This is a genomic window from Halorhabdus sp. CUG00001, assembly GCF_009797925.1.
Taxonomy (GTDB): Archaea; Halobacteriota; Halobacteria; order Halobacteriales; family Haloarculaceae; genus Halorhabdus.
Window position 1 is genome coordinate 582,167 of the sequence record NZ_VOLB01000001.1, and the last position, 23,356, is coordinate 605,522.

At 62.3% G+C, this 23,356-nt stretch carries 22 protein-coding genes and 1 tRNA gene; 12 read left to right on the forward strand and 11 right to left on the reverse strand.

What is annotated here, in order from left to right; translation table 11 throughout:
- Positions 1–20 precede the first annotated feature (20 nt).
- Complete coding sequence (locus FR699_RS02900) at positions 21–446, forward strand: hypothetical protein (protein ID WP_154551867.1); 426 nt, start codon at positions 21–23, stop codon at positions 444–446.
- Between the two features lie 40 nt (positions 447–486).
- Here FR699_RS02900 and rad50 read toward each other — a convergent pair whose 3' ends face one another.
- The 3 genes from rad50 to FR699_RS02915 form a co-directional block, all read right to left on the reverse strand.
- A complete protein-coding gene (rad50, locus tag FR699_RS02905; RefSeq protein WP_158853887.1) occupies positions 487–3,159 on the reverse strand; it encodes a DNA double-strand break repair ATPase Rad50 in 2,673 nt (890 codons plus the stop codon).
- The gene (gene mre11 / locus FR699_RS02910) at positions 3,156–4,541 is read right to left on the reverse strand and encodes a DNA double-strand break repair protein Mre11 (protein ID WP_158853890.1); all 1,386 of its coding nucleotides are present in this window, start codon (positions 4,539–4,541) and stop codon (positions 3,156–3,158) included. Before mre11 ends, rad50 begins: the two co-directional genes overlap by 4 nt.
- A gap of 71 nt (positions 4,542–4,612) precedes the next feature.
- A complete protein-coding gene (locus tag FR699_RS02915; protein WP_154551864.1) occupies positions 4,613–4,879 on the reverse strand; it encodes a helix-turn-helix domain-containing protein in 267 nt (88 codons plus the stop codon).
- 193 nt (positions 4,880–5,072) lie between these two features.
- On the opposite strand from FR699_RS02915, the gene FR699_RS02920 reads away from it, so the two are divergent.
- From FR699_RS02920 to FR699_RS02935, 4 genes are all read left to right on the forward strand, one after another.
- Positions 5,073–6,284, forward strand: a complete 1,212-nt coding sequence (locus FR699_RS02920; RefSeq protein ID WP_158853892.1) for a proteasome-activating nucleotidase — start codon at positions 5,073–5,075, stop codon at positions 6,282–6,284.
- Positions 6,285–6,364: 80 nt separating this feature from the next.
- Positions 6,365–7,438, forward strand: a complete 1,074-nt coding sequence (gene hisC / locus FR699_RS02925) for a histidinol-phosphate transaminase (RefSeq protein WP_154551862.1) — start codon at positions 6,365–6,367, stop codon at positions 7,436–7,438.
- A complete protein-coding gene (locus FR699_RS02930) occupies positions 7,435–7,941 on the forward strand; it encodes an adenylate kinase family protein (protein ID WP_154551861.1) in 507 nt (168 codons plus the stop codon). Before hisC ends, FR699_RS02930 begins: the two co-directional genes overlap by 4 nt.
- Positions 7,938–8,546 carry a CDP-alcohol phosphatidyltransferase family protein gene (locus FR699_RS02935; protein WP_154551860.1) on the forward strand — a complete coding sequence of 203 codons (609 nt, stop codon included), beginning with the start codon at positions 7,938–7,940 and terminating at the stop codon, positions 8,544–8,546. The genes FR699_RS02930 and FR699_RS02935 overlap by 4 nt, the downstream gene beginning before the upstream one ends.
- 59 nt (positions 8,547–8,605) lie before the next feature.
- Here the strand turns inward: FR699_RS02935 and FR699_RS02940 are convergent, their stop codons facing one another.
- Both FR699_RS02940 and FR699_RS02945 read right to left on the reverse strand, forming a co-directional pair.
- Positions 8,606–10,798: an LUD domain-containing protein gene (locus tag FR699_RS02940; RefSeq protein WP_158853895.1), complete on the reverse strand. Its 2,193-nt coding sequence runs from the start codon at positions 10,796–10,798 to the stop codon at positions 8,606–8,608.
- Complete coding sequence (locus tag FR699_RS02945) at positions 10,795–11,298, reverse strand: LUD domain-containing protein (protein ID WP_154553205.1); 504 nt, start codon at positions 11,296–11,298, stop codon at positions 10,795–10,797. The genes FR699_RS02940 and FR699_RS02945 overlap by 4 nt, the downstream gene beginning before the upstream one ends.
- Before the next feature lie 162 nt (positions 11,299–11,460).
- On the opposite strand from FR699_RS02945, the gene FR699_RS02950 reads away from it, so the two are divergent.
- Complete coding sequence (locus tag FR699_RS02950; RefSeq protein WP_158853898.1) at positions 11,461–12,000, forward strand: multiprotein bridging factor aMBF1; 540 nt, start codon at positions 11,461–11,463, stop codon at positions 11,998–12,000.
- A gap of 13 nt (positions 12,001–12,013) precedes the next feature.
- Here FR699_RS02950 and FR699_RS02955 read toward each other — a convergent pair whose 3' ends face one another.
- On the reverse strand, positions 12,014–12,571 hold the full coding sequence (locus FR699_RS02955; RefSeq protein ID WP_158853901.1) for a response regulator transcription factor: 558 nt from the start codon (positions 12,569–12,571) through the stop codon (positions 12,014–12,016).
- A 116-nt stretch (positions 12,572–12,687) separates the two neighbouring features.
- On the opposite strand from FR699_RS02955, the gene tpiA reads away from it, so the two are divergent.
- Positions 12,688–13,335 (forward strand): triose-phosphate isomerase, encoded by a 648-nt coding sequence (tpiA, locus tag FR699_RS02960; RefSeq protein ID WP_154551856.1) that lies wholly within the window; start codon positions 12,688–12,690, stop codon positions 13,333–13,335.
- Between the two features lie 346 nt (positions 13,336–13,681).
- Complete coding sequence (dinB, locus tag FR699_RS02965; RefSeq protein WP_158853904.1) at positions 13,682–14,998, forward strand: DNA polymerase IV; 1,317 nt, start codon at positions 13,682–13,684, stop codon at positions 14,996–14,998.
- Positions 14,999–15,036: 38 nt separating this feature from the next.
- Here the strand turns inward: dinB and FR699_RS02970 are convergent, their stop codons facing one another.
- Entirely contained in the window at positions 15,037–15,390 is a 354-nt protein-coding gene (locus FR699_RS02970) for a hypothetical protein (protein WP_158853907.1), read from the reverse strand.
- A gap of 127 nt (positions 15,391–15,517) precedes the next feature.
- Here FR699_RS02970 and FR699_RS02975 point away from each other — a divergent pair, with 127 nt between their 5' ends.
- The 3 genes from FR699_RS02975 (at position 15,518) to FR699_RS02985 (ending at position 18,356) form a co-directional block, all read left to right on the forward strand.
- Complete coding sequence (locus FR699_RS02975; protein ID WP_154551853.1) at positions 15,518–17,188, forward strand: ATP-binding protein; 1,671 nt, start codon at positions 15,518–15,520, stop codon at positions 17,186–17,188.
- Between the two features lie 307 nt (positions 17,189–17,495).
- Positions 17,496–17,975, forward strand: coding sequence for a type IV pilin (locus tag FR699_RS02980; RefSeq protein WP_158853909.1), 480 nt, complete (start codon positions 17,496–17,498; stop codon positions 17,973–17,975).
- 192 nt (positions 17,976–18,167) lie between these two features.
- On the forward strand, positions 18,168–18,356 hold the full coding sequence (locus FR699_RS02985) for a hypothetical protein (protein ID WP_158853912.1): 189 nt from the start codon (positions 18,168–18,170) through the stop codon (positions 18,354–18,356).
- A 172-nt stretch (positions 18,357–18,528) separates the two neighbouring features.
- Here the strand turns inward: FR699_RS02985 and FR699_RS02990 are convergent.
- The 3 genes from FR699_RS02990 to FR699_RS03000 all read right to left on the reverse strand — a co-directional run bounded on the left by FR699_RS02990 (position 18,529) and on the right by FR699_RS03000 (position 19,943).
- A tRNA-Trp gene (locus tag FR699_RS02990) sits at positions 18,529–18,705 on the reverse strand.
- A gap of 41 nt (positions 18,706–18,746) precedes the next feature.
- Positions 18,747–18,974 carry a DUF5795 family protein gene (locus FR699_RS02995; RefSeq protein WP_154551850.1) on the reverse strand — a complete coding sequence of 76 codons (228 nt, stop codon included), beginning with the start codon at positions 18,972–18,974 and terminating at the stop codon, positions 18,747–18,749.
- A 75-nt stretch (positions 18,975–19,049) separates the two neighbouring features.
- Positions 19,050–19,943 carry a DUF5794 domain-containing protein gene (locus tag FR699_RS03000; protein WP_154551849.1) on the reverse strand — a complete coding sequence of 298 codons (894 nt, stop codon included), beginning with the start codon at positions 19,941–19,943 and terminating at the stop codon, positions 19,050–19,052.
- Between the two features lie 460 nt (positions 19,944–20,403).
- Between FR699_RS03000 and guaB the strand changes: the two genes are divergently transcribed.
- Positions 20,404–21,894 (forward strand): IMP dehydrogenase, encoded by a 1,491-nt coding sequence (guaB, locus tag FR699_RS03005; RefSeq protein ID WP_158853915.1) that lies wholly within the window; start codon positions 20,404–20,406, stop codon positions 21,892–21,894.
- 209 nt (positions 21,895–22,103) lie between these two features.
- On the opposite strand, the gene FR699_RS03010 is transcribed toward guaB, so the two are convergent.
- The gene (locus tag FR699_RS03010) at positions 22,104–23,111 is read right to left on the reverse strand and encodes an NAD(P)/FAD-dependent oxidoreductase (RefSeq protein ID WP_158853918.1); all 1,008 of its coding nucleotides are present in this window, start codon (positions 23,109–23,111) and stop codon (positions 22,104–22,106) included.
- Positions 23,112–23,356 lie beyond the last annotated feature (245 nt).

The window sequence follows — 23,356 nt, forward strand, 5'->3', positions numbered from 1 at the left end:
ATGGGAGCGAAAGGGCGCCCATGCGGACGGTTCGTGACGAGCATGGACGGACGTATCTCCTCGAGAAGCGCTCGGGATCGGAGTGGCTCGTCCGCGATCCCGAGACCGGCCAGGAAACGTATCGACCCGAATCGGCTCTCGAACCGGTCGAGGCGTCCCCACTGGAAGCGGTCGCAACAGCTGTTTCCGATCCCGTCCGGACGGTTCTGACCGCGGTCCGGACCGAGCAGGCACTCGGCTTACTCCTCGAGATCGACCGCGACGGGCCGGTTGCTGTCACGACGTTGCTCGATCGCTACGAATATTGTGAGAGCGACTTGCACGGCCAACTGGCCGAGTTCCGGGCCGCCGAGTTGATCGCGGAAGCGTCGGTTGCCGGACAACGGGGCTACGAAACGACAGCCGTAGCGACGGACGCGCTTGCGACGATTCTCGACGCGGATTGAACCAATCTTCCGTCCGTCTGTGACGCTGCCGAAGGAACAATCAATCCATCGGCAGGGCAGTCGCCTCGCGGCGGCTCACAGTCGAGCGGTTGGTCGTGGCGTCCTTGCTGACGTGGACGAGGTCGTCGGCCGCATCCACGAGTTCCTCGTCGTGGCTGACGACGACGATCTGTTCGACACCGATTTCCTCGCGCATGTACGCGACGAGTTCGAGCAGTTGTGAGACGTGCCCCGAGTCCAGGAAGACGGTCGGCTCGTCAAGAATTAGTGGCGGGGTCGGTGCCGTCCCCTCGATCCCTTCGGCTAAGAGCCGATAGATCGCGGCCCGGAGACTCAGGTTGAACAGTGCTCGCTCCCCGCCCGAGAGCTGTTCGGGATCGAGGGCCTGTCCGTCTTTCTGGTAGATCGTCAGGTGGTAGTCTTCGTCGAGCTCGATCCGAGCGTAGGAGTCGTTCCGGTAAACGAGATCGAACGTGTCGTTGAGCATCCGCTCTAACGTTTCGACGTTTCGCTGCCGGAGGTCCGCCCGGAGTTGGCCGTACATCTCCTGTAGCTGCTCGGCCTCCTCGTAGAGGGTGTCGAGCCGGTCGACCGTCGCGGCGAGGTCCTCGCGACGGTCCCTGAGTGACTGTAACTCCTCGATCTCGTTTTCGATGGCACCCTTCTTTGCCTGCAGGTCGTCGCGGCGGCTTTCGAGGCGCTCGATTTCCTCGCTGACTTCTTCGAGATACGTCTCCGCTCGGTCCTTGTCTTCCCGGGCTTCTTCGAGGCGCTCCTCGTCGATCGCTGCTTCGAGTTCGGCGCGTCGCTCCCGGAGCGCCGTCAGTCGCTCGCGTCGCTCGTCGTTCATCTCGGCCAGTTGCTCGCGTCGCTCCCGTCGTTGCTCGATCGCGTCCTCGACGTCGTCGCGTTCGTCCAGCCACTCCAAAATCTCCTCGATGGTGTCGATCCGATCCGACAGCGCCGCGCGGCGCTCGTTGCACTCCGCGATCGCTTGCCGGGCTTGCTCGGCGGCAGCTGTTGCCTCCTCGGCCTGTTCACGCTGTTTTTCGGCCTGTTCGTCCAGTTGGGCGGCTTCGTCCCGAAGCGTCTCGATTCGCTCGTTCGTTTCCTCGATCGTCGTCTCCCGATCGCCGATCAATTCGGCGAGTGTCTCCCGTTTCTCGTTGAGGCGGTCGTACTCGCTCTCCCGATCGTGGAGCTCGTTGGCGCGTTCGAGCTCGTCTTCGAGCGTCGCCCGCTCGTCTTCGAGGGCTTCGCGTTCGGATTGCAGCTCTTGGCGTCGCTCGCGATCGTCTTCGAGGGTGTCGACACGCGGCGCGCCCTCGATTGACTGGCCACATTCCGGGCACTTGCCAGCCTCAAGCAGTTCTTCTGCCTCCTCAATCGTCGCTTCCAGGCGCTCGATTTCTGCACGAACCGACATGAGGTCGTCGTCGATGTCGTCTAGGTTCGCCTGGACCTCTTTGCGGAACGTATCTGCCTCGCCGCGGGCGACCGGCGCGTCCTCGAACGTCACCTCGATCGCAGCGATCTGGTCGTCGATGTCCGAAAGTGTCTCGCGTCGGTCGGCCAGATCCTCCCGTGTGTCTTCGAGGTCGGATTCGAGTTCGTCGGCGCGTTCGCGTTGCTCGGCGGCCCGCGTCTCGCACTCGTCGGCTTCTTCGCGGTGTGATTCGGCCTCGTCGCGGTGGCGTTGGGCAGCGAGTCTGTGACTCTCGATGTCGTCGCGGAGGTCCTCGTCCTGTGATCGCAGTGCTTCGCGATGATTTTCCAGCGTCTCGCGGTCGGCATCCCCAGCCAGTTCCGTCGCCTCGACCGCGGCTTCGATGGTTTCCTGTAACTCATCGCGGCGCTCGCGGTGCTCGCGGATCTCCGTCTGTAGCTGCTCGCGTTTCGATGCTGTCGTTTCGACTGTCTCGGTCAGGTCGTCGATCTCGGCTGTGACGTCCTGGAGGTCCTCGCGTCGCTGTTCGCCTTCCTCTAAGACCGATTCGGCGTCAGCGAGTGTCTCCCTTGCAGTTTCGCGTTGCTGTTCGTAGTTTTCGAGTTCCTCGCTGACGAACGTAAGGTCCGTCTCGGTGGCGTTGAGCTGCTCGTGGAGGTCTTTGGCTTCCTTTTCGTCGATTTGTTCTGCAAGCTGTGAGAGCGAGCCGTCCTTGTCCTGCAGGACGCGGCCGACCCCGACGCGCGCGTCACTGGCCCGTTGGCGGTACTCTTCCAGACGACCCAACTGGAGGAGGTCGTCGATCATGTCCTGGCGTTCCCTCGGCGTCGCGTTGATGAGCTTGTTGACCTCGCCCTGACGGACGTACGCACAGTTGACGAACGCGGCGTGATCCATCCGCAACAGCGTCGCGACCCGCTCGCGGACGTCGCGTGCACCTTCGACCGTCCCGTCAGGTTCGTCGAGGACACATTCGACTGTCGTCGCCCGATCGTCCCGAACCCGGAGGCGTCGCTTGATGTGGTAGGACTCGCCGCCGTGGGCGAACCACAGCTCGATCGTCGCTTCTTCGGCCCCGATCGTCACCAGGTCTTCGAGCGTCCGGTCGAGCGCTCGCGCCCCGTACAGGGCGAAAAAGGCGGCTTCGAGCAACGATGACTTTCCGCTGCCGTTGACGCCGTGAATGACCGTCACGCCGCGATCCAGTCGCAGATCGGCGTCGGCGTAGCACTTGAAGTTCTCCAGATGGATCCGCTCGAACCTCATAGGTACTCCCCCATCGTGGCCTGATCCTCGCCGTCTGCCTCCGGCTGGGGCTGTTCCCCATCGGTGTCGTCCTCGTCAGTGCCGGACGACTCGTCGCTTACTTCAGCGTCGTCGGCTTCCTCGTGAGGGTGCGTCTCGGAATCTTCCGTAGCCACGCCAGCTGCGTCGACGGCGCTCTCGTCGGCCACGTCTGATGCGTCGGCCTCACTCTCGTCGTTGTCGTCCGGGGAGTCGTCTGTCTGTTGCTCGTCCGAATCAGTCTCGGGCGGGGCTGGTTCGAAGGCGTCCTCGTCGGCCTCGGCGACCAGTTCGCGAACGCGATCCTCGACGGAATCGTCGACGTTCGAGTCGGCAACCTTGCTCGCCCGGACAACTTCGTCGAGTTCCTGGGCGGCGGGGCTGAGGCCGAGTTGCTGGATACGCTCGTGAACCGCGTCGTCGGGATCGGCGAAACTCACCTCGTAGGCGGATTCCTCGTCGATCTCGCGGCGATCGTTGACGCGGGCGATCAGGGCCCCGCGATCGCGGGCGAACTCCTCGATCCTTGCTGGGGGCACTGGCTCGCCCGCCCCTTCGATCGTGACGATGACGACCGCCTCGGTAAGATCGTGCTGGCCGACTCGTTCGCGCACTCGTGTTGGGCCTTCTCCTTCGGCGAGTTCGACGTCGACGAAGACGAACTCGCGAGTCTCGATCGAGCGTCGCCGGATGTCCACCTCGTCTTCGAAGGTGACGATGTTGTATCCCCGTGCCTCGCGTTCGTCCGCACTCGCCCGCTCGGTCGAGCCACAGTAGGTGAGCCAGGTGCCCTCGACCTCGCGCTTTGCCGGGGTGTGATCGTCACCGAGTAGCATGGCGTCGAAGGTCACATCAGACTCACTGAGAATTTCGCGGGCGTCCCAGTCGCCGTGCTCGAACGGTTCGAACAGACCGTGTGAGACGAGCCCAGCGTGAGCAGCGTCGTGAGGTTCGAAGTCGTATTCGTAGGCGTCTCGCTGGGCACGCCCAACGAAGTCCAGGCCGTAGAAGGCGGTATCGCCGATCACGGTCGGTGTCTCGTCCAGTCGTGTCGCCAGATCGAGTGACTCGAACAGATCGAGCCACTGGGCGTCGCGTTTGCCTTCGTGGTTGCCGACGACGGCCAAGAACGGAATTGCAGCCTCTGCAAGCTCACGAAGGATCGACATCGCCCCCATGATGTCTTGCAGCCTGGGGCGACGGTCGTGAAACAGATCGCCGGCGTGCACGACTGCGTCGACGTCCGCCTCGATGGCGTCGGTCACGACGTTGTCAAACCCATCCAAGAAGTCAGACTGGCGCTGGGCGGAATGATATTGCCGATAGCCCAGGTGGGTGTCGCCGGTGTGTATCACCTGCGTCATTGCCGGCGGCTACGCGACCGGATCCTAAAGTCGTTCCGCGAGCGCGGTGAACGTGATCGGGTAGCTCGCGATCACTCGATCGACAACGTGTAGACGCGCTTGCGGGCGTCGGCAAACGAGAACCGCGAGTCGACGACGCCGACGTCTTCGAGCCGGTTCAGCGCGTACCGGACCGTCCGTGCCGGCAGCAGCGTCTCGTCGGCGAGTTGGCTCTGTGTGAGACTGTCGTTGTATTCCAGCGACTTGGCAACGAGTTTCGCACTCGGTGGCAACTCTTCGACGGCTTCCCAGCCGGGCTCCTGTGCTGGCTCGACCTGTGGTGAGTCCGTGACGCTCATCGTATCCCGTCGTAACGCATACGGGGTAATAATATTTTCTATTCCTATTAATAACTCAAAGTTATCTCTCGGTCCACCGTCTCGCCTCGTCGGCCTGGCTGGAGAGCGGTCAGGATTTGCCTCAACTGCCGGATTGGGCGAGTTTTCGTCGTGACCCGAAGCCTCTTACTGGCAGATCCCTTAGGCGGGTTCAATGACGGATACGGTGGACGACGTCGAGCAACCGTACGACGAAGACGCGTCCCAGCAAGAGAAACTGGAAGCGCTCGAAGAACAGCTCGAAATCCTCGAAGACCAAAACGAGGAGATGCGAGACAAATTGCTGGACGCCAACGCCGAGAACAACAAGTACCAGCAGAAACTCGAACGGCTCACCCACGAGAACAAGAAACTCAAGCAGTCGCCGCTGTTCGTGGCGACGGTCCAAGAGCTGACCGAGGAGGGCGTCATCATCAAACAGCACGGTAACAATCAGGAAGCCCTCACCGAGGTCACCGACGAGATGCGCGAGGAGATCGAACCCGACGAACGCGTCGCGGTCAACAACTCCTTGTCGATCGTCAAAACCTTAGACGACGAGACGGACGTCCGTGCTCGCGTGATGCAGGTCGATCAGAGCCCGCAGGTGACCTACCAGGATATCGGTGGCCTCGACGACCAGGTGTCGGAGGTCCGCGAGACCGTCGAGATGCCCCTGAAGAATCCGGGAATGTTCGACGAGGTCGGGATCGATCCGCCCAGTGGCGTTCTCTTGCACGGCCCGCCGGGAACCGGGAAGACGATGCTGGCCAAAGCAGTCGCCAACGAGACCGACGCTACCTTCATCAAGATGGCCGGCTCGGAACTGGTCCACAAATTCATCGGCGAGGGCGCGAAGCTCGTCCGTGATCTGTTCGAACTCGCCCGCCAGCACGAACCCGCGGTCATCTTCATCGACGAGATCGACGCCATCGCCTCGAAGCGAACGGACTCGAAGACCTCCGGAGACGCCGAAGTCCAGCGGACGATGATGCAACTCCTCAGCGAGATGGATGGCTTTGACGACCGCGGGGAGATCCGCATCATCGCCGCCACCAATCGCTTCGACATGCTCGATCGCGCCATCCTCCGGCCCGGTCGCTTCGACCGTCTCATCGAAGTGCCAAAACCGGAAATCCAGGGTCGCGAGCAGATCTTCGAGATCCACACCCGCGAGATGAACCTCGCCGAAGACGTCGACTTCGCTCGCCTGGCCGAAGAAGCGACCGAAGCCAGCGGGGCCGACGTCAAGGCGATCTGTACCGAGGCAGGGATGTTGGCCATCCGCGACGACCGTACCGAGGTCACCGAAGCCGACTTCGTCGACGCCTGGGAGAAGATCCAGGCCGAAGAGGAAGACGACGAAGTCTCGAAGACGTTCGCCTGAGTGGGGTCTGTTTTCTCGATTCGAAGCCCCGTAGCGACAGGTATGCACGCTTAAGAGTACCCGCCTCCCACCCTTCGGGTATGAACCCACGGGACCTCTCGGCCCACACTGTCTATCGTGCCGGGCGCGGGATCGAAGAGACTGCCCGCGAACTCGGCGTCGATCCCGACGATCTGATCAAACTCTCCTCGAACGAGAACGCCATCGGCCCGAGTCCGGATGCCGTCGCGGCGATCCGCGAGCACGCCGAACGGATTCACGCCTATCCGAAAGCCTCTCGGGCCGATCTCGTCGACCGGCTCGCCGAGCGCTGGGGCGTCGAACCGGCCCAGATCTGGCCGGCAAACGGCGGCGACGGCGCGATGGATGCGCTGGCTCGCGCACTGCTCGAGCCCGGCCAGGCCGCGCTGGTCCCCGACCCGGACTTTACCTATCACTCGATGAGCGTCCGGTACCACCACGGTGAGATCCACACCTATCCCTTGGAGGAGGCCGACGGCTTCAGCCAATCTCCCGATCGCGTCCTCGATGGCTACGATGGCGAGCGAATGGTCTACTTGACGAGTCCACACAACCCCACCGGATCGCAGGTCTCCCTCGACGAGATCGAGGCGATTGCCGAACGGACCGACGAGGAGACGCTCGTGGTCGTCGACGAGGCCTACAACGAGTTCGCCGACCGACCGAGTGCCGTTCGGTTGCTCGATGATCGTGACGACGTGGCTATCATCCGAACCTTCTCGAAAGCATACGGTCTCGCGGGGCTCCGACTCGGCTACGCGATCACACCCGTGGAGTGGGCCGACGCCTACGATCGAATCAACACGCCCTTTTCGGCGAGTGAGATCGCGTGCCGGGCCGGACTGGCCGCACTGGACGACGAGGGGCACGTCCAGCAGATCCGCGAGCTCGTCGAGTGGAGTCGAGAGTACTATCACGACAATCTCGCGGCCAAAACCTACGAAAGCGGCGGGAACTTCGTCCTCGCGGCGGTCGGTGACGCGACACGCCTCGCCCAGGCGAGCAAAGAGAACGGCGTGATCATCCGGGACTGTTCGAGCTTCGGCTTGCCCGAACACGTCCGGATCACCTGCGGGACCCGCGAGGAAACGAAGACGGCTGTCGAGACCATCAACGAGGTGCTCGAATCGTGAGAGTCGCGGTGACCGGAACGCCCGGCACTGGCAAAACGAGCGCCACCGAACACCTGGAGTCAGACTTCGACGTCGTTCACCTCAACGAGGTCATCACACAGGAGGGACTTTCACAGGGTACCGACGACGAACGTGACTCCACGATCGCCGATCTCGATGCCATCAGAGAGTGGTTCGATGGCCGCGACGACGATCTCGTCGAGTCTCACCTCGCCCACCACCTCTCAGTCGATCGTGTCGTCGTGCTTCGCTGTCACCCAGAGACAATCGAACAGCGCCTGGACGACCGTGGCGAAAGCGAAGCCAGCGCACAGGAAAACGCCGAGAGCGAGGCCCTGGACGTCATCCTCGTCGAGGCCATCGAGGAACACGGCGAGGAGTCCGTCTACGAGATCGAGACCACGGACCGCTCGCCCGAGGCAGTCGCCACGGAGATCGAAGCCGTCCTCGAAGGCGAACGCGAACCTGGGGCCGGAGCAGTCTCGTATATCGACTACCTATGACACTCGATCGACTGCGGCCACTGACGGATCGACTCCTGGAGCCGTTCGTGACGGCAAGTGTCCGACTCGGGCTGACGCCAAACAGCGTTAGCGTGCTGGCGTTGCTCGTCGCCGGTGGGGCGGCCGGCGCGTTCTCGATCGGTCCATCGACGCCGGTCTGGTATCTTGCGGGTGCGTTCCTCGTGTTTCTCAACGGCCTCCTCGACCTGCTCGACGGCGCGATCGCGCGGGAACTGGGGACCGAATCGGCGGCGGGTGATCTCCTCGATCACGTCTTCGATCGCTATGCCGACCTACTGTTGCTCGTCGGACTCGCCGGCGGTATCGACCGCTGGGACCTCGGCGTTGCGGCGATCACGGGCGTGTTGATGACTTCCTATCTGGGCACTCAGGCCCAGGCAGTCGGGCTGGATCGGGTCTATGGCGGACTCCTCGGCCGGGCCGACCGACTCGCCTTGACCGGTGTCGCCGGTGTTGCCGTGTTCGTCTACACCGAGCCGATCCGGGGCCTCACCGTGATCGGCTGGTTGCTGGTCTTCTTTGCCGTCGTCGGCCATTTCACGGCGATCCAGCGACTCGTCAGCTCGCTTCGGAATCTGGATTGAGTCCTCTCAGACAGTTCGAAGGCCTTGGCGACGTGCCACGAAACAATGGGCCGTGACCGTTAGTTCTCGGGTGCGACCAACTCGACCGGGTGAGTTGCCGGTCGGTCGAGTAGATCGGTCAGTTGATCGTGACAGGAGGTTCCGCTTGCCACGACCCGACGATCCGCGGTCTCGGGGGTCGTAAACTGCTCGGCCAGGTCGTCGCCGACGGCCATGCTGACGTCGTAATACTGCTGTTTGAAGCCAAAGGAGCCGGCCATCCCACAGCACTCGACCTCCGAGGTCACCATGTCGTAGCCCACTTCGTCGAGGATCGCTTCAGTGTGGGCCGCCAACCCGAGGGTTCGTTGCTGGCAGTGGCTGTGGTACGCGATTTCTTCGCCCTCGCCGTCGGCCAGGGCATCGATGTCGGCCCCGTTTTCGAGGAGGCCATAGACGTACTCCAAGATCTCGTAACTGTTCGTCGAGAGACGATCGAACGTTTCCTCGGGGAGCAGCCGGCGGTAATCGTCCCGGAGCATCGCGAGGTCGGACGGCTCAACCATGACGACGTCTCGCCCAGCGTCGAGGTGGGGCTCCAGGGCGTCGGCCACATCTTCGGCGTGGTCACGAGCCGTCTCGACCATCCCCTGAGAGAGGGCTGCCCGGCCGCTTTCGGTCACGTCTGCGACGTGGACGTCCACGTCGAGGGCTTCGAGCGTCCGGATCGCGGCCTTACCCCGCTCGACGTGCATGTAGTTGGTGTAGGTGTCTGCAAGCAAGACGACTTCCCGTTCGGGATCTGCCGGTGACTCTCGGCCCTTGGCCCACTTGCGGAGGGTCCCGCGCGTGAATGTCGGCATCTCACGGCGGCGATCGACCCCGAGCAGTTTCTCAGCGATCCACCGGGATGGCGGGGCCGCGGCGGCCCAGTTCGACACCGGTGTGAACGCGCTGCCGAGTTTTGCGACGGTCGCGAAGTTCCCGAAGAAACGCTTCTGGAGGTCCAGGCCCGCCGGCTCCTCGTCTGGCGTCAATCCGGTGACGAGGTGATCGAACGCGCCCGGATCATCCCCACGGTTGAGTCGATCTCGGACGACGGTGTTGATCCACGGGATATCGATTTTGACGGGACACGCCTCGGTACAGCGACTGCAGCCGGTACAGAGGTCGTTGAACTCGTCGGCAGCCTCCTCGCCGCCGATGCCGGCCTCCCAACCGGTGGCGATCCCGCCAGTGTAGGTCTCCCCGCCGAAAGCGTGGCCGCCGACCTGTTGGAAGTTCGCACACGAGTTCGCACACGCCGAACACCGGATGCAGTACAGCGTCTCCCGGAGGTCGTCGTCCTCGCGCATCGCCATGCGGCCGTTGTCGACGAGGACGAGGTGGAACTCCCGGTCGTCTGGATCGCCCAAGTGGTCGCCGTCGAAGGTGGGTGCGTCGATGGGCGGTGTCAACAGCGAAATGTAGGACGTGATGTCCTGGCCGGTTCCAGAGCGTCCGATCAACTCGACGAACGGCTGGAGGTCCTCGACGCTGGGGAGTATCTTCTCGACACCTGCGACCGCGATGTGGGTATCCGCGCTGGCGACGGTCTTGCGAGCGTTGCCTTCGCTGGTCACGAGCGCCATCGTCCCCGAGTCGGCCGTCAGGAAGTTCGCACCCGTCATGCCGACGTCGGCGGCGGCGATCTGATCGGCCAGTTGCTCGCGGGCGAAGTTCGTGAGGTCCTCGGCCGTCTCCAAGGGGACGTCGGGGTCGAAGTGGTCCTCGAACAGTTCAGCGATTTCCGCCCGTGACTTGTGGATCGCGGGGGCGACGAGGTGGGACGGGGCCTCCTCGGCCACCTGCAACACCCACTCGCCCAGGTCGGTTTCGACGACGTCGACACCAGCGCGTTCGAGGTGTTCGTTGACGCCGAGTTCCTCGGTCGTCATCGACTTGCTCTTTGCCACGTTGTCGGCGTCTGCGTCGTCGAGGAGCGATTCGATGTGCGCGTTTGCGTCTGCGGCGTCGTCGGCCAGATAGACTGTGCCGCCGTTTTCCTCGATTGTGGCCGTGAGTTCGTCGATCAACTCGGGTAGTCGCTCGATGGCGTCTTCCTTGATCGTGCGTGCCTCGTCTTTCAGGGCCTCGTAATTCTCTAAGTCGGCGACGGACTCGTAGCGACCGTCGTTGAACCCCTGGGTGTTTGACTCGATGGCGGCACCCTCAGTGTCGAGGACGTCGCGGATTTTGGCCGCTTTGGCACGTTTCGAGGTTTTCCCGCTCATGATTCGACGATGACGACGTGGACATCTTTCGGCCCGTGGACGCCACGGACGAGTGCACCCATATCAGACGTTGCGCTGGCTCCCGTCGCCACGATGGCGTCGCCGCGATCCTCACGCAACCGCGGGCCGAGCTCCCCGAAGGCGTCGGCCATCGATCCAACGATATCCGACTGCTCGAGGACGACGATGTGCGTTCCCGAAAAGAGACTCAGCAGCTCGGAGCCGTCGGGATCGGATTCGAGGACGACGCTGCCGTACTCGGCAATAGCGAGGCTCGCCGGAGTGATCCCGGTCGCGGCCGTTCGGATCGTCTCCGGATCCGGCTCAGTTTCGACAACCTCCGGGAGTGTCGCGCCGTCGATCGACATGTCGACGCCGACTGCTGGCGACTCGATACGTCCCGTAAGTGTCGATTCGAGGCTGTCTGGGCCGGTCGTCGTCCAGTCGGCCTCGATCTCTCCCAGCGAGGTGGTAAACTGGTCGAGTGGCGACTTATTCATCGACTGTGACATTGCTCAGCTTCAGTCCTAAATTGCCATGAGGATACGGAAACCGGCAGGATCCGCGGGCACTCGATGGGTCGAGTGTGTCACTTTCGCTGGAATCCCCTCGCCACCCAGGTAGGCGTACGATTTATGCCCCGGCGAAGGCAAGGGGACCACATGGTACAGTGTGAGATGTGCGGGGCGGAGACCCAGTCGCCTAACACGATCAAAGTGGAGGGTGCGGAACTGGACGTCTGTGATGAGTGTACTGACTTCGGGACTGAAGTCACGACTGCGGACTCGGGGTCGGCGTCGACGAAGTACTCGACGGGAAGTTCTTCGAGTTCGAGCGCCTCGGACTCTGGCGGCTCGGCAACGTCGAGTTCGTCGAGTCAATCCAGCGGCGGCCGTCGACAGGATATGTTCGACGAGATGGACGAGCTCGTCCAAGACTTCGACGATCGTATCCGGTCTGCCCGCGAATCAGCTGGACTCAGCCAGAGCGACCTTGCCGACCAGCTCAACGAGAAAGCGAGTCTCATCCGGAAGCTCGAACACGGTGATCACCTGCCCAGCGACGACGTTCAGGGAAAACTCGAACACGCGCTCGATATCACGCTGACTGAGAGCGGTGATGAGAGTGACACTGACTGGGATAGCGGCTCAGATGTCGGCGAATACACGCTTGGCGACGTTGTCGAGCGCAAGGATTCCTGAAACGGCGGGGCGATCAACTGCCCCGCGTAACCTGGCGGTCTTCGAGTGACTCGGCGAGTTCTTCGACGTCAGCTTCAATCCGTTCGATTTCGTCTTCGAGCTCAGAAAACCGTTCGCTGTCTGCCAGTTCGGGGCGTGTCTTCTCCACTTCGAGGACGTTCCGTTTGAGCGTCTTGGCTGTGAGCTTGCGGCGCTGCTCGTTGTATTGTGAAATCGTCTCCAGGCGGTCGACGATGTCACGAAGAGTGCCCTTACTGACTGGCTTGACGACGTAATCGTCGACACCCAAGTCGATGATGTCGAAGTCGGGATCGACAGCCGTCACCATCGCCACCTGGACGTCCAGTCCGCGCTGTTCGATAGTTGCCAGTACTTCGTTCCCCGAGACGACGGGCATCCGACGATCGAGGAGGACCACATCGACTGTCGCATCGAGTGTGTCGATCGCTTGCTGGCCACCGTAGGCTGTCCGAACGTCGTATTGATCGGTGAGATACTCCGCGTATAGGTCTGCCAGGTGCTGTTCGTCTTCGACGATGAGGACAGTTGTCGCCTCGCTCCGGTCGGTCACGGCGTACGATTGCGCCGAGTGTGCCTTAACCGTCACTGTTTGGCTGTGCCCCGGTGCTGTCACGGACGCGGCGGTTCGAAACCTATTTTCGCCCGGTCGACACAATTGGAAACGCAATGTTCGTTCTCGTCAACCTCAAGACCTACCCCTGTGACCCGGTCGCAGTCGCCGAGGCCGCACGGGACGTAAGCGACGAATCGGGCGTCCGTATCGGCGTCGCCGCACAGGCAGCCGACCTCAAAGCAGTCGCCGACACTGGCGTCGAAACCTGGGCCCAACACGTCGACCCGATCGAGTATGGTTCGAACACTGGCCACACGCTCGCAGAAAGTGTCGCTGATGCCGGTGCCGTGGGAACGCTCATCAACCACTCCGAGCACCGACTCAAGCTCTCGGACATCGATGGATCGGTTGGGGCTGCCAAACGAGCCGGACTGGAAACCTGCGTCTGTGCAAACAATCCTGCACAGATCGGTGCCGTAACCGCCCTACAACCGGACTCCGTCGCTGTCGAACCGCCGGAACTCATCGGTGGCGACGTCTCCGTGGCGAGTGCCGACCCCGACATCGTCACTGATGCTGTCGAGGCCGCTGGGGCTGTCGACGCCGACGTCGACGTCTACTGTGGGGCCGGGATCTCGACCGGCGAAGACGTCGAGTCTGCCGGTGACCTCGGTGCGACCGGTGTCCTCCTGGCAAGTGGTGTTGCGAAAGCCGACGATCCGCGCGCTGCCCTCGAAGACCTCGTCGAACCGCTTTCCTGATCACGTCGCCAGCGATCGATCCGGCGGCTGCTCCCATTTTGCGCCCCGACTGTCTCAGTCGTGTCTCCGCCCTCCCGCCAGAGTGGTCCGTCGGTGTCTCAGTGTCGGACAGGCGGGGAAACCGTTAAGTGTGTCACTGTGTAACATCAACATGGAACCTCGCTGTGGGTTCCCGACGGGAACCACCGTCGTGAACGTCCGGGAGACGAACCGTGCGCAAGCGACGCCTCGACCGCCGGCACGCGACCCCGGCGGGTTTTTGCGTATTTCACTGGCCAGCCATGCGGTGGCCTGGCATCCGTGCCGGAGCAGCAACTTCCTTATCGGCGCGGGCGAACCAGTGTGTATGGCGCGGCCGAGCACGCTCCCTATCGATGCGCCCACTGACGAGCAGATCGTCTGCCACGTCGATGCGGACTGCTTTTATGTCGCCTGCGAGCGGTTGCGCGAACCGACACTGCGGGGTGAGCCAGTCATCGTTGGCATGGGCTACGAAGCAGGGGAGTCACACGGGGCCGTCGCGACGGCGAGTTACGAGGCCCGCGAGCACGGTGTCCAGAGCGCCCAGTCGATCGAGGCAGCACTGGAAACGCTGCCTCGCCGAGGTGACGCTGACACCGACGAGCCTACGGCCTACTATCGGCCAGTCGATATGGACTTCTATGAGTCAGTGAGCGACGACATCCGAACTGTCCTCGAGGCGTCCGCTGACGTGGTGCGTCCGGTGAGCATCGACGAGGCGTATCTGGACGTCACTGACCGAACGGACTGGGAGACTGTGGCGTCGTTCGGCGCCGAGCTCAAGGCCACGATTCGAGAGCGTGCGGGGATCGTCGTCAGCGTGGGTATCGCCCCGACGATGAGTGCCGCCAAGATCGCCAGTGATGCCCAAAAGCCGGACGGACTGACGCTCGTCGAGCCCGGTGAGGTCCGATCGTTCCTCGCCCCGCTGGATGTCGAAGCGATTCACAACGTCGGCCCGGCGACTGCACGGAAACTCCGGGGACTGGGTATCGAAACGGCGGCGGATCTCGCGAGTGCAGATCCCGACCGACTCACAGCGCAGTTCGGCGAGCGCGGCCGGGCGATCTATCGGTATGCTCGCGGTGAGGACGGACGCGACGTGACGCCCAGAGACGACCCCAAGAGCTTCTCGCGGGAATCTGCCTTTTCCCAACCAGTCGCTGATCACGACCAACTCAAAGAGCGTGTCCAGACACTCGCGTCGGCTGTCGCTGACCGGGCCGCTCGAAACGGAGCGCTCTATCAGACCATCGGCATCAAAGTCGTCGAACCGCCCTACGATGTCCACACCCGCGCCCGCTCGCTGTCAGGTCCGGTCGCCGATCCAGCGCTCCTCGAAGACGTTGCCCGTGACTTGCTCACCGAGTTCGAAGGGACACGCGTCCGGAAAGTTGGCGTCCGCGTCTCGAAGCTGTCGTTCACCGACCGCGAGCAGGTTGCCCTCAGCGGGTTCGACACGGGGGCGGGGAGCGACGATACGGAAACGACGGCAACCGAGAGAACCCCACCCGGCGAGCACAGCGACGGCGTCGCCGCGACCGAGGCCACGCCTGCCGACGCCGACGAGGGCGCGACCTCGCCGGAGCCCACGGACAGCCCGCATTTGAGCGGACAGACGACGTTGTCCGATTTCGGCTAGAGTGGCTGTGGTCTCGGGCTTGCCGAAACTACCCGTTCTCAATCGAGACCACTGTCGAGGTTCTCCAGTAGTTTCCCGGCAAACAGACCCAGACGAGGCGCGATCGCGTCGGGATCGCCACCAGGTGGATCGGCCGGCTGGGCGGCGAGTGCGGTGACGAATTGCTCGCCGTGGGTCATCGCTTGCATCATGTCGACGACGTCGACAGTGAGGCCCTCGTCGGCGGTATCCAGTTCCGGATGGCGGGTTTTCTCTTCGTCAGTGTACCGAATCATCCAGGACGGCCCGCCGACTACTGCAAGCACGTCTTGGACAGTCCCGATTTCGAGTCGATCTGCATCGCTGGCCACGTAGACCGTTCCGTCTTCGACGATCGTCTCGTATCGTGGCATTGTCTCGGCGACTGCTATAAGTGTCTTCACACGGCCGTGCGATATATACCCACGGGCACCTGCCGCGTCGGACCACTGTCTGACGGAGAGTTATGGGCGTTGGGCTCTATGTGTCCACAAGAGACGCATGGGCGAAGACGACACGCGGACGATCACGGTCGCCGAAACCTCCGACGGCCACGGAGGGACGACCGAACCGGGCCAGTCGGTTTCGCTACCAGTCGTCGAACTGCTGACCGGACGCGGATTTATCACTGGCAAGAGCGGGAGTGGGAAGAGTAACTCCGCGTCCGTGATCGCCGAAAAATTGCTGGACGAAGGATTTGGTCTCCTCATCGTCGACATCGACGGCGAATACTACGGTCTCAAAGAAGAATACGAGATACTCCACGCCGGCGGCGACGAGGAGTGTGACATCCAGGTCACGACCGATCACGCCGAGAAACTCGCATCGCTTGCCTTAGAGCAGAACGTCCCGATCATTCTGGACGTTTCGAGCTTTCTCGACGAGACGACGGCCCAGGAGTTGCTGACGGCCGTTTCCCGCCAACTGTTCGCAAAAGCCAAAAAGTGCAAACAGCCGTTCCTCATGCTCGTCGAGGAAATCCACGAGTACATCCCCGAGAAAGGGGGCGTCGACGAGTGTGGGCAAATGCTCATCAAGATCGGCAAACGGGGGCGCAAACACGGTCTCGGGATCGCGGGAATCAGCCAGCGGCCCGCCGACGTCAAAAAGGACTTTATCACGCAGTGTGACTGGCTCGTCTGGCACCGCCTCACCTGGAACAACGACACGAAAGTCGTCCGCCGGATTCTCGATGCCGGCTACGCCGACGCCGTCGAATCGCTCGATGACGGCGAAGCGTTCATGATGAACGACTGGAACGAACGCGTCCAGCGCGTTCAGTTTCACCGCAAGCAGACGTTCGACGCCGGGGCGACGCCCGGTCTCGACGACTTCGAGCGGCCCGATCTCAAGTCAGTCAGCGACGATCTGGTCTCGGAACTCCAGTCGATCAGCGACCACCAGCAAGAGACCGAAGACCGCATCGCGGAGCTGAAAGAACAACTCGACCGCAAAAACTCTCGGATCGCCGAACTCGAACGCGAGCTACAGGACGCCCGGGACATGAGTCGGATGGCAGACCAGTTCGTCGATGCACTCGTCGATCACGTCGACGGGGCAAATCCCGGACGGACTGAACAACAGAAGCTACGCGCCAGCCACTCACGGACAACCGAAAGTGACGCCGGCGAGGACCCGGTTCAACGGGAACTGGTGGCCGACGGCGACGCGACAACCGCGGATTCGAACGGTGCCGATTCAGCGGACGTGGTGGCCGATGCAATCGAATCCTTCGAGGAATTCGACCCTGCAAGCGCTGGTGGCGCTGAAACAGACTCCGACGGGTCAGAGACCGTTACTGCGTCCCAAGCCCCCAGCGATCACACGACACCGTCGATCGAGGAACTGCCGGAGTTTGTCGGCCGCGTCCGGGCCGAGATTCGCACACTCGAACCGAAGACACAGAAGATGCTCGATTACTACCGCGAACAGGGACCGGCCTCGCCGCTGGACGCCCACTTTGTTGCCGGGGGCTCGGGCGACCGGACCCACGCCTACGCCCGGAATCGAACGCTCCGGACGAAAGACCTCATCGAGCACGTCGGCCAGGGCGCTTACGATTACCGGTTAGAAACGCTGTTGGAAAAACGGGGTCCCGAAGACCTCGATCCCGACGACCTCGAAACGTACGTCCGCGCCGTCGAGGACTCCTTCGTCGAGGCGAGTGAGTGAGTGCTCGACGCGGGCTCGAACCGTCGACGTAGTGCCAGTAGTCAGTACCTGCCTTCAGCGGTTGGCGTTCACCACAATCGGGTCTGGTCCAACTCGATTTGCTTCTCTTGTTGGGTGGTCTGTGAGAGCGCCCAGTCATTCGACACGGGACAGTCAAACACCCGGTCTACATGTCACGCTGCGATTGAAACGGATTCATTCGAGCAAATCGCCCCCAAGCGAAGCTTTTTCTGACTGTGAAAAGACCATTCAGGCCTGAACTGTCCGCAATCATTAAAGTGTACTCTCACAATGAATCGATTGCAGCATGGATCTGAAACGACTATTCGACGCGGACGATCGAGGCGTTTCGCCGGTCATCGGGGTTATCCTGATGGTCGCGATTACAGTAATTCTGGCTGCCGTCATTGCAACCTTCGTGATGAACATGGGGCCGCCCGAGGATCAGGCACCTCAGGCCAGCTGGTCGATCGACTACGAGAACGACAACGTGACCATTTCGCACGATAACGGGGAGGCGGTTCAGGCAAAAGAACTGAGTGTCAAACTCGCAGTGAATGGTTCTGTTGTGGACACATACGAGTACTCAAATAGCTCTGATCTCCCCTTCGCTGAAGATGCTGAAATTTCAGCATCGTCGACGGACTTCTCGATCGGTAATGGCGATGCTGTGACTTCCAAGAACAAAACCGTCTCCGAAGATATGGGCAACGTCACCTCGGTCGAACTCATCTGGGAGTCCAGCAGCGCGGACAAGTCCAGTACGCTGAAGAAGTGGGAAAACTAACGTAGCGACGAGACGACGACTCGCGTTTTTCGTTTCTCGATCGGTACCCGACAGCGCCAGTTGAACGAACGGGTGAGATTAGCCCACGATTTCTCTGCAGTCAGGCCACACTCGTCGAAGAGATGGTGATGCTCACGCGAATCGGCAGCGTTCAAGTACAACTCCACACGAGAGTTCCGTAGTCACGTCACGGTGGCAGATCCGCGCGTCGTCTGTGGGGCTTCGATCGACGTGGACGGATTAGTCAAGGTCTCGCCATCCCTCACGCGGACGGTGATGAACGGCGGTTGTCTCCAAGAAAACATCGTACGGGGCAGGGCCACGAGCGATCGCACACAACTGGTGGCCGCAAACGGTCTCGTCGTCGCCGTCGAACCGTGAACGTGTGTCTGCCGACCCGTGACCAGTGAAGCCCACCGAGGGAACGTCTCGGTGGCACGTGCGGGTGATCATATCGACCTTCCCCCAGAAAAATAAGATTTCTTCGACATTCCTGAAAGCACCGAAAACCGGTCGCTCAATACTCGAACGTAAAGAAAATTGGAGGTTAGTATGGGGTCGGAGGGATTTGAACCCCCGATCGACTGATATCTCCGGTTGCGCCTCGGAACTCCAGAGGGTCATCAAAGCGCCGGTGATCAGCCGGTCGCTCAGTATATCAGTCTGGAGTGTCGTCCCGGGCGCGATAGCCTCTGGAGTCAGTCGCCATGCCGGACTTGGCCACGACCCCGCGCTCCGGCGTAGGACGATTCGCCGTAAATGGATTTCGATTCAGTCTCTGTCGGTCGCTTGCCAGGCACACTCCTGGCACTTATACCCAGTGACGAATTCGGTGACTGAGGGCATGTATCCGACTTCCAGAACGTCACCGCCACAATCGGGGCAGTCTCGGTCGGCATCGGCTATCGATTCGGCGTCCATGACGTCCTCGCCTTCGACAATTTCGGCCAGACTGACAGCGGTAACCATCCGGCCCTCGACGACGCGGTTTTCAGCCATACGAACGCCTGGAGGTCGATGATCCTAAACCTTCTCGTCAGCGCCGACCAGCAGTGGTCTCGTTTGTGCGTTCGATCACAGCCACGGGGCCTGTCGAGAACGCGATTCATCGTCATCAGAGACGTCCGGGACTCCCGGCGACGAATCGGCCGCGGGCGGTTTCGAGTCGCCTTCATCGTCTCTGTGGACCGTCGGCTGACCGCCGTCAGTGGCTGGCTCGGACCGGCGTGGTTCCGGATCCGAACCGGGGTCCAGGGACAGGAGGACAGCGATCACCAGTACTGCAAGCGGGAGGGGGGCGTCCGTCGGGATCAGCCCGTAGATCGACAGTACCAGCACGCCCAGTGCGACGGCGCTACCGAATCGGAAGCGGTCGATGTCGATGGTCGTTCGCAGCCACGGGCCGAATATCGCGACCAACAGGGCGAACCCGACGCCAACACCCGCCGCGGCCGTCCCGCGCGCGATCAGCCCTATGTCGGTCGTGACGGCCAGTTGTGCCCCGGAGAGATCGAGGCTCGCTACCAATCCAAGGGCAACGACGACTCCCGGCCGGGGGAGCCAGTCACCGATGCGGGCACTCGCGGTTTTGGCGGCAATCGCGAGGATGACCAGTCCGGCAAATCGCTCGAAGATCGCCAGATCGAGCATACTCTTGATCGCTGGGGCGAGGGCGGCTTCGATCGCCGCGACGGGAAGTACGATCGCCCCGACACCTAGAACGGTCAAGACTTGTTCACGGGGCGTTCCATCGAAATCCGCGAGGATGACGGCCACGGTCGCACTGCCGCCAAAGACGAGCAAGCCGACTTCGAGAATGCCGGCCGCGTTGCTCACAGCACCGGCAAGTATCAGTGCCGGGAAGACGCCGTCAACCAGAGGGAGACACATGACAGTCGCGAGTAATCGACCGGCGCCACCGACCCGTCGCTCGATGGCCAGCGCGATCGGATGTCTGGAGCTACTCATCACCTAGGGGCGGCCGTCTCCCGTGGCCCGTGGGTGATAGCGCCTGCCCCGATAGCGTCGCCGGTCGGGGTGGGCATGCTCCGCCTCGCGTCCGGATCGGGGGACGTGCCAGTGTCCTGTATTTGTTTTGTCCCCGCGTGTGAACGCATTCCCCATCGATTTCGAAAATGTATTCTGTCGGGAAGAGTCGCCGCGCAGCTTGCAGGCGGTCCGCGTTCGGATGGGGATGGCGGAAGCCATGTGCGAAACAATGAAGGATGGGGGTAAAAACGTTGCGTGAGAAGCGCCCGCAAAGATATCGATTCCCAAGACAATTCCGGGACAGCTCGCCCGGACTGTTCGTCTCACTCCGCAAATCCCACTCATTCGTCTACTTTCTTCGAGGCTCTGTGACGAAGTAGCAAGGCGCGATTCCATCGTGACTCGCAACGTTTTTGGTGTGAGTGTTCCGACGGTTTACATGGCGAACAACGAGCGACAGTTTTCGGCGAAACTGGACGAACCGGAAGCGTTGACTTTCGACGACGTACTTTTGCGACCCAAAGAGAGTCGCGTCGAGCCCGACGACGCGGCGACGGAGACGCGGGTCTCGAAAACCGTCTCACTGAACGTCCCGGTCCTCTCGGCGGCGATGGATACCGTCACCACGGGCGATATGGCGATTGCGATGGCACGCCATGGGGGCCTGGGCGTTATCCACCGGAATATGGATGTCGACCGGATGGCCGCCGAAATCGAGCGTGTCAAGCAGGCTGACGAGCTGATCATCCGGGATGTCGTGACGGCTAGCCCGGACCAGACAGTTCGGGAGGTCGACGCGCTGATGGATCAGAGGGGTGTCAGTGGCGCACCTGTTATCGACGACGACGACGAAGTGCTGGGCATCATTTCGGCGACTGACATCCGACCGTACCTGGAAGTCGGCGAATCGGATGCGGTCCGTGAGGCGATGACCGGCGAGGTTATCACTGCGAGCGAGGACATCACGCCCCGAGATGCCCTCGAACTGATGTACGATCACAAGATCGAGCGCGTGCCGATCGTCGACGACGAGGAGCGCCTCATCGGCCTCGTGACGATGCAGGGGATCCTCCAGCGCCGCGAGTACGATCAGGCTGCCCGGGACGAAAACGGCCGCCTTCTCTGTGGGGTCGCGGTCGGACCCTTCGAACAGGACCGTGCTGTCGCCGCCGACGAGGCCGGCGCGGACGTTCTCTTCATCGACTGTGCCCACGCGCACAACTTGGATGTCGTCGAGAGCGCTCGGGAGATCAAATCCCAGGTCGAAGCCGACGTCGTGGTCGGCAACATCGGGACGCGGGAGGCCGCCGAGGATCTCGTCGACTTCGCCGACGGGCTCAAGGTCGGTATTGGCCCGGGCAGCATCTGTACGACCCGAATCGTCTCGGGTGCAGGGATGCCACAGCTGACGGCGACCGCCGAGGTCGCAGATGTGGCTGCCGATCACGATGTGCCGGTGATCGCCGACGGTGGGATTCGATACTCCGGTGACGCGATCAAGGCCATCGCCGCCGGTGCCGACGCGGTGATGCTCGGGTCCTATTTCGCGGGGACCGACGAGGCACCCGGCCGCGTCATCACGATGAACGGCAAGAAGTACAAACAGTACCGCGGGATGGGCTCTGTCGGTGCGATGAAATCCGGCGGCGGCGACCGCTACCTGAAAGACGTCGAGGAGGGACAAGACGACGAGGAGTACGTCCCGGAAGGCGTCGAGGCCGCGACGCCCTACAAAGGACCCGTCGAGGAGGAACTCCACCAGCTCGTCGGCGGCATGAAGTCCGGCATGGGTTATGTCGGTGCCGATTCGATTCCGGACTTCAAGGAGCGGGCGGAGTTCGTCCGGGTCTCCGGGGCGGGTCAACAGGAGAATCACCCCCACGACGTCGTCATTACCGACGAAGCGCCCAATTACCGGCCCGACGAGTAATCGATACTGCGCCCCTTGTTCTGTCGGTCACGGTTCAGCTATCGCGTGTTTGGCACGCGGGACTGCAATAGCCCTCTTGGGCAGCCTTCGAATCAGCGTGTGCCTCGAACGATTCGCCACAGCCGTTGCAGGTGTGGGTCTCGAAGTTCGCCATACCATTCGATGGGTGACGGCCCAGACACCAAGATTGTTATGGACGGATCAGTTCCTCACTGGAGCGCGCGACCGGCTTCGAGGCCGCTCCGGAGTGCGGCTCGCGTCCGTCCGATCCCTTCCACCCAGTCCCCAGCGAGTGCGAGGTCTGCTTCGAGGGCGTCCTCGATCACCGATTCGTCCGGCCCGCGCGTCGGGACCGCGGCCCCCCAGCGTTGATACTCCCACCAGGTCGGCTCTTCGAGTCGGTCGTCATCGAGCAGTTCCACGGCCCGCTGGGTCGCCGCCTCGGCAGCGGCCGCCGGTGACGTCTGGGGATGGGTTACTGCCCACCCCGGGCCGAACTGGACGATGACTATTCCTTCGCCGTCCGGCACGTGACCCGGTTTGTGCCCTTCGTTCGAGATCCACGCGACGTCGTAGACGCCCTCCTCGCTGACGAGCCCGAAGAACTCGGTCTCGATTTCGAAGGGATAGTGCAGCGCGACGGTGTCCATCGTCCGGTACGGAATCTCGTCTGCGGTCGTGGCCAATCGCTCCCGGAGCGGATCGTCCCAGTCAGCCGTCTCGAACAGCACTGACGCCGATGCGCCGGGGACTGCCAACACGACCGAATCGAAGTCTTCCTGTCCCTCGTCGGTCGTCACTCGCCAGCCATCGGCGAGTCGTTCGAGACGGGTGACACCAACGCCGACTTCGAGAGTGGCGTCACTCGCTTCGATCATGCCACGGACGATCCCATCGAGGCCCTCACGGGTCGTCCACCGGGGATTTTGCGGCGTCTGTCCGGGTGCCACCTCGCCGTCGGCGTCGAAGCGCCAGACTGGGGTCTCGATCTCGACGAGGACGTCGCTTGCTGCGGTCTCGATGACGGCCTGTAAGTCCTCGTCACCGACTTCGAGGTAGTTGGCACCGAAGTCGAAGATACAGCCGCTCCGGCGCCGACTCGCCATGCGACCTCCAACAGTGTCCATCTCGTAGACTGTCGTGTCGGCGTCATCGAGTGCGTGGGCCGCTCCAGCCCCGGCGATGCCGCCGCCGACGATACAGATGCGTTCGGTCATGCCAGCCCTTCGGCGGGCGGCACCTAAAGAGCCGCCTTGGAGGCAGGTTCTGTAACAACTTCCCAAGCGGTCTCGCATGGGCAGGTGAGCGCCGTGGTCCCAGTTGGAATTACCCCGCCTGTCTGCCGGTCCCGGTCATCTCAGTCCTCGCATCTTCTGTGGGTCCCGATACAGGCTTGGTGGTGCCGCCGGGAGTTCCCAGTCAGTTCCGTAATTATATCTAATTACTTTTTTCCGTCTCCGGT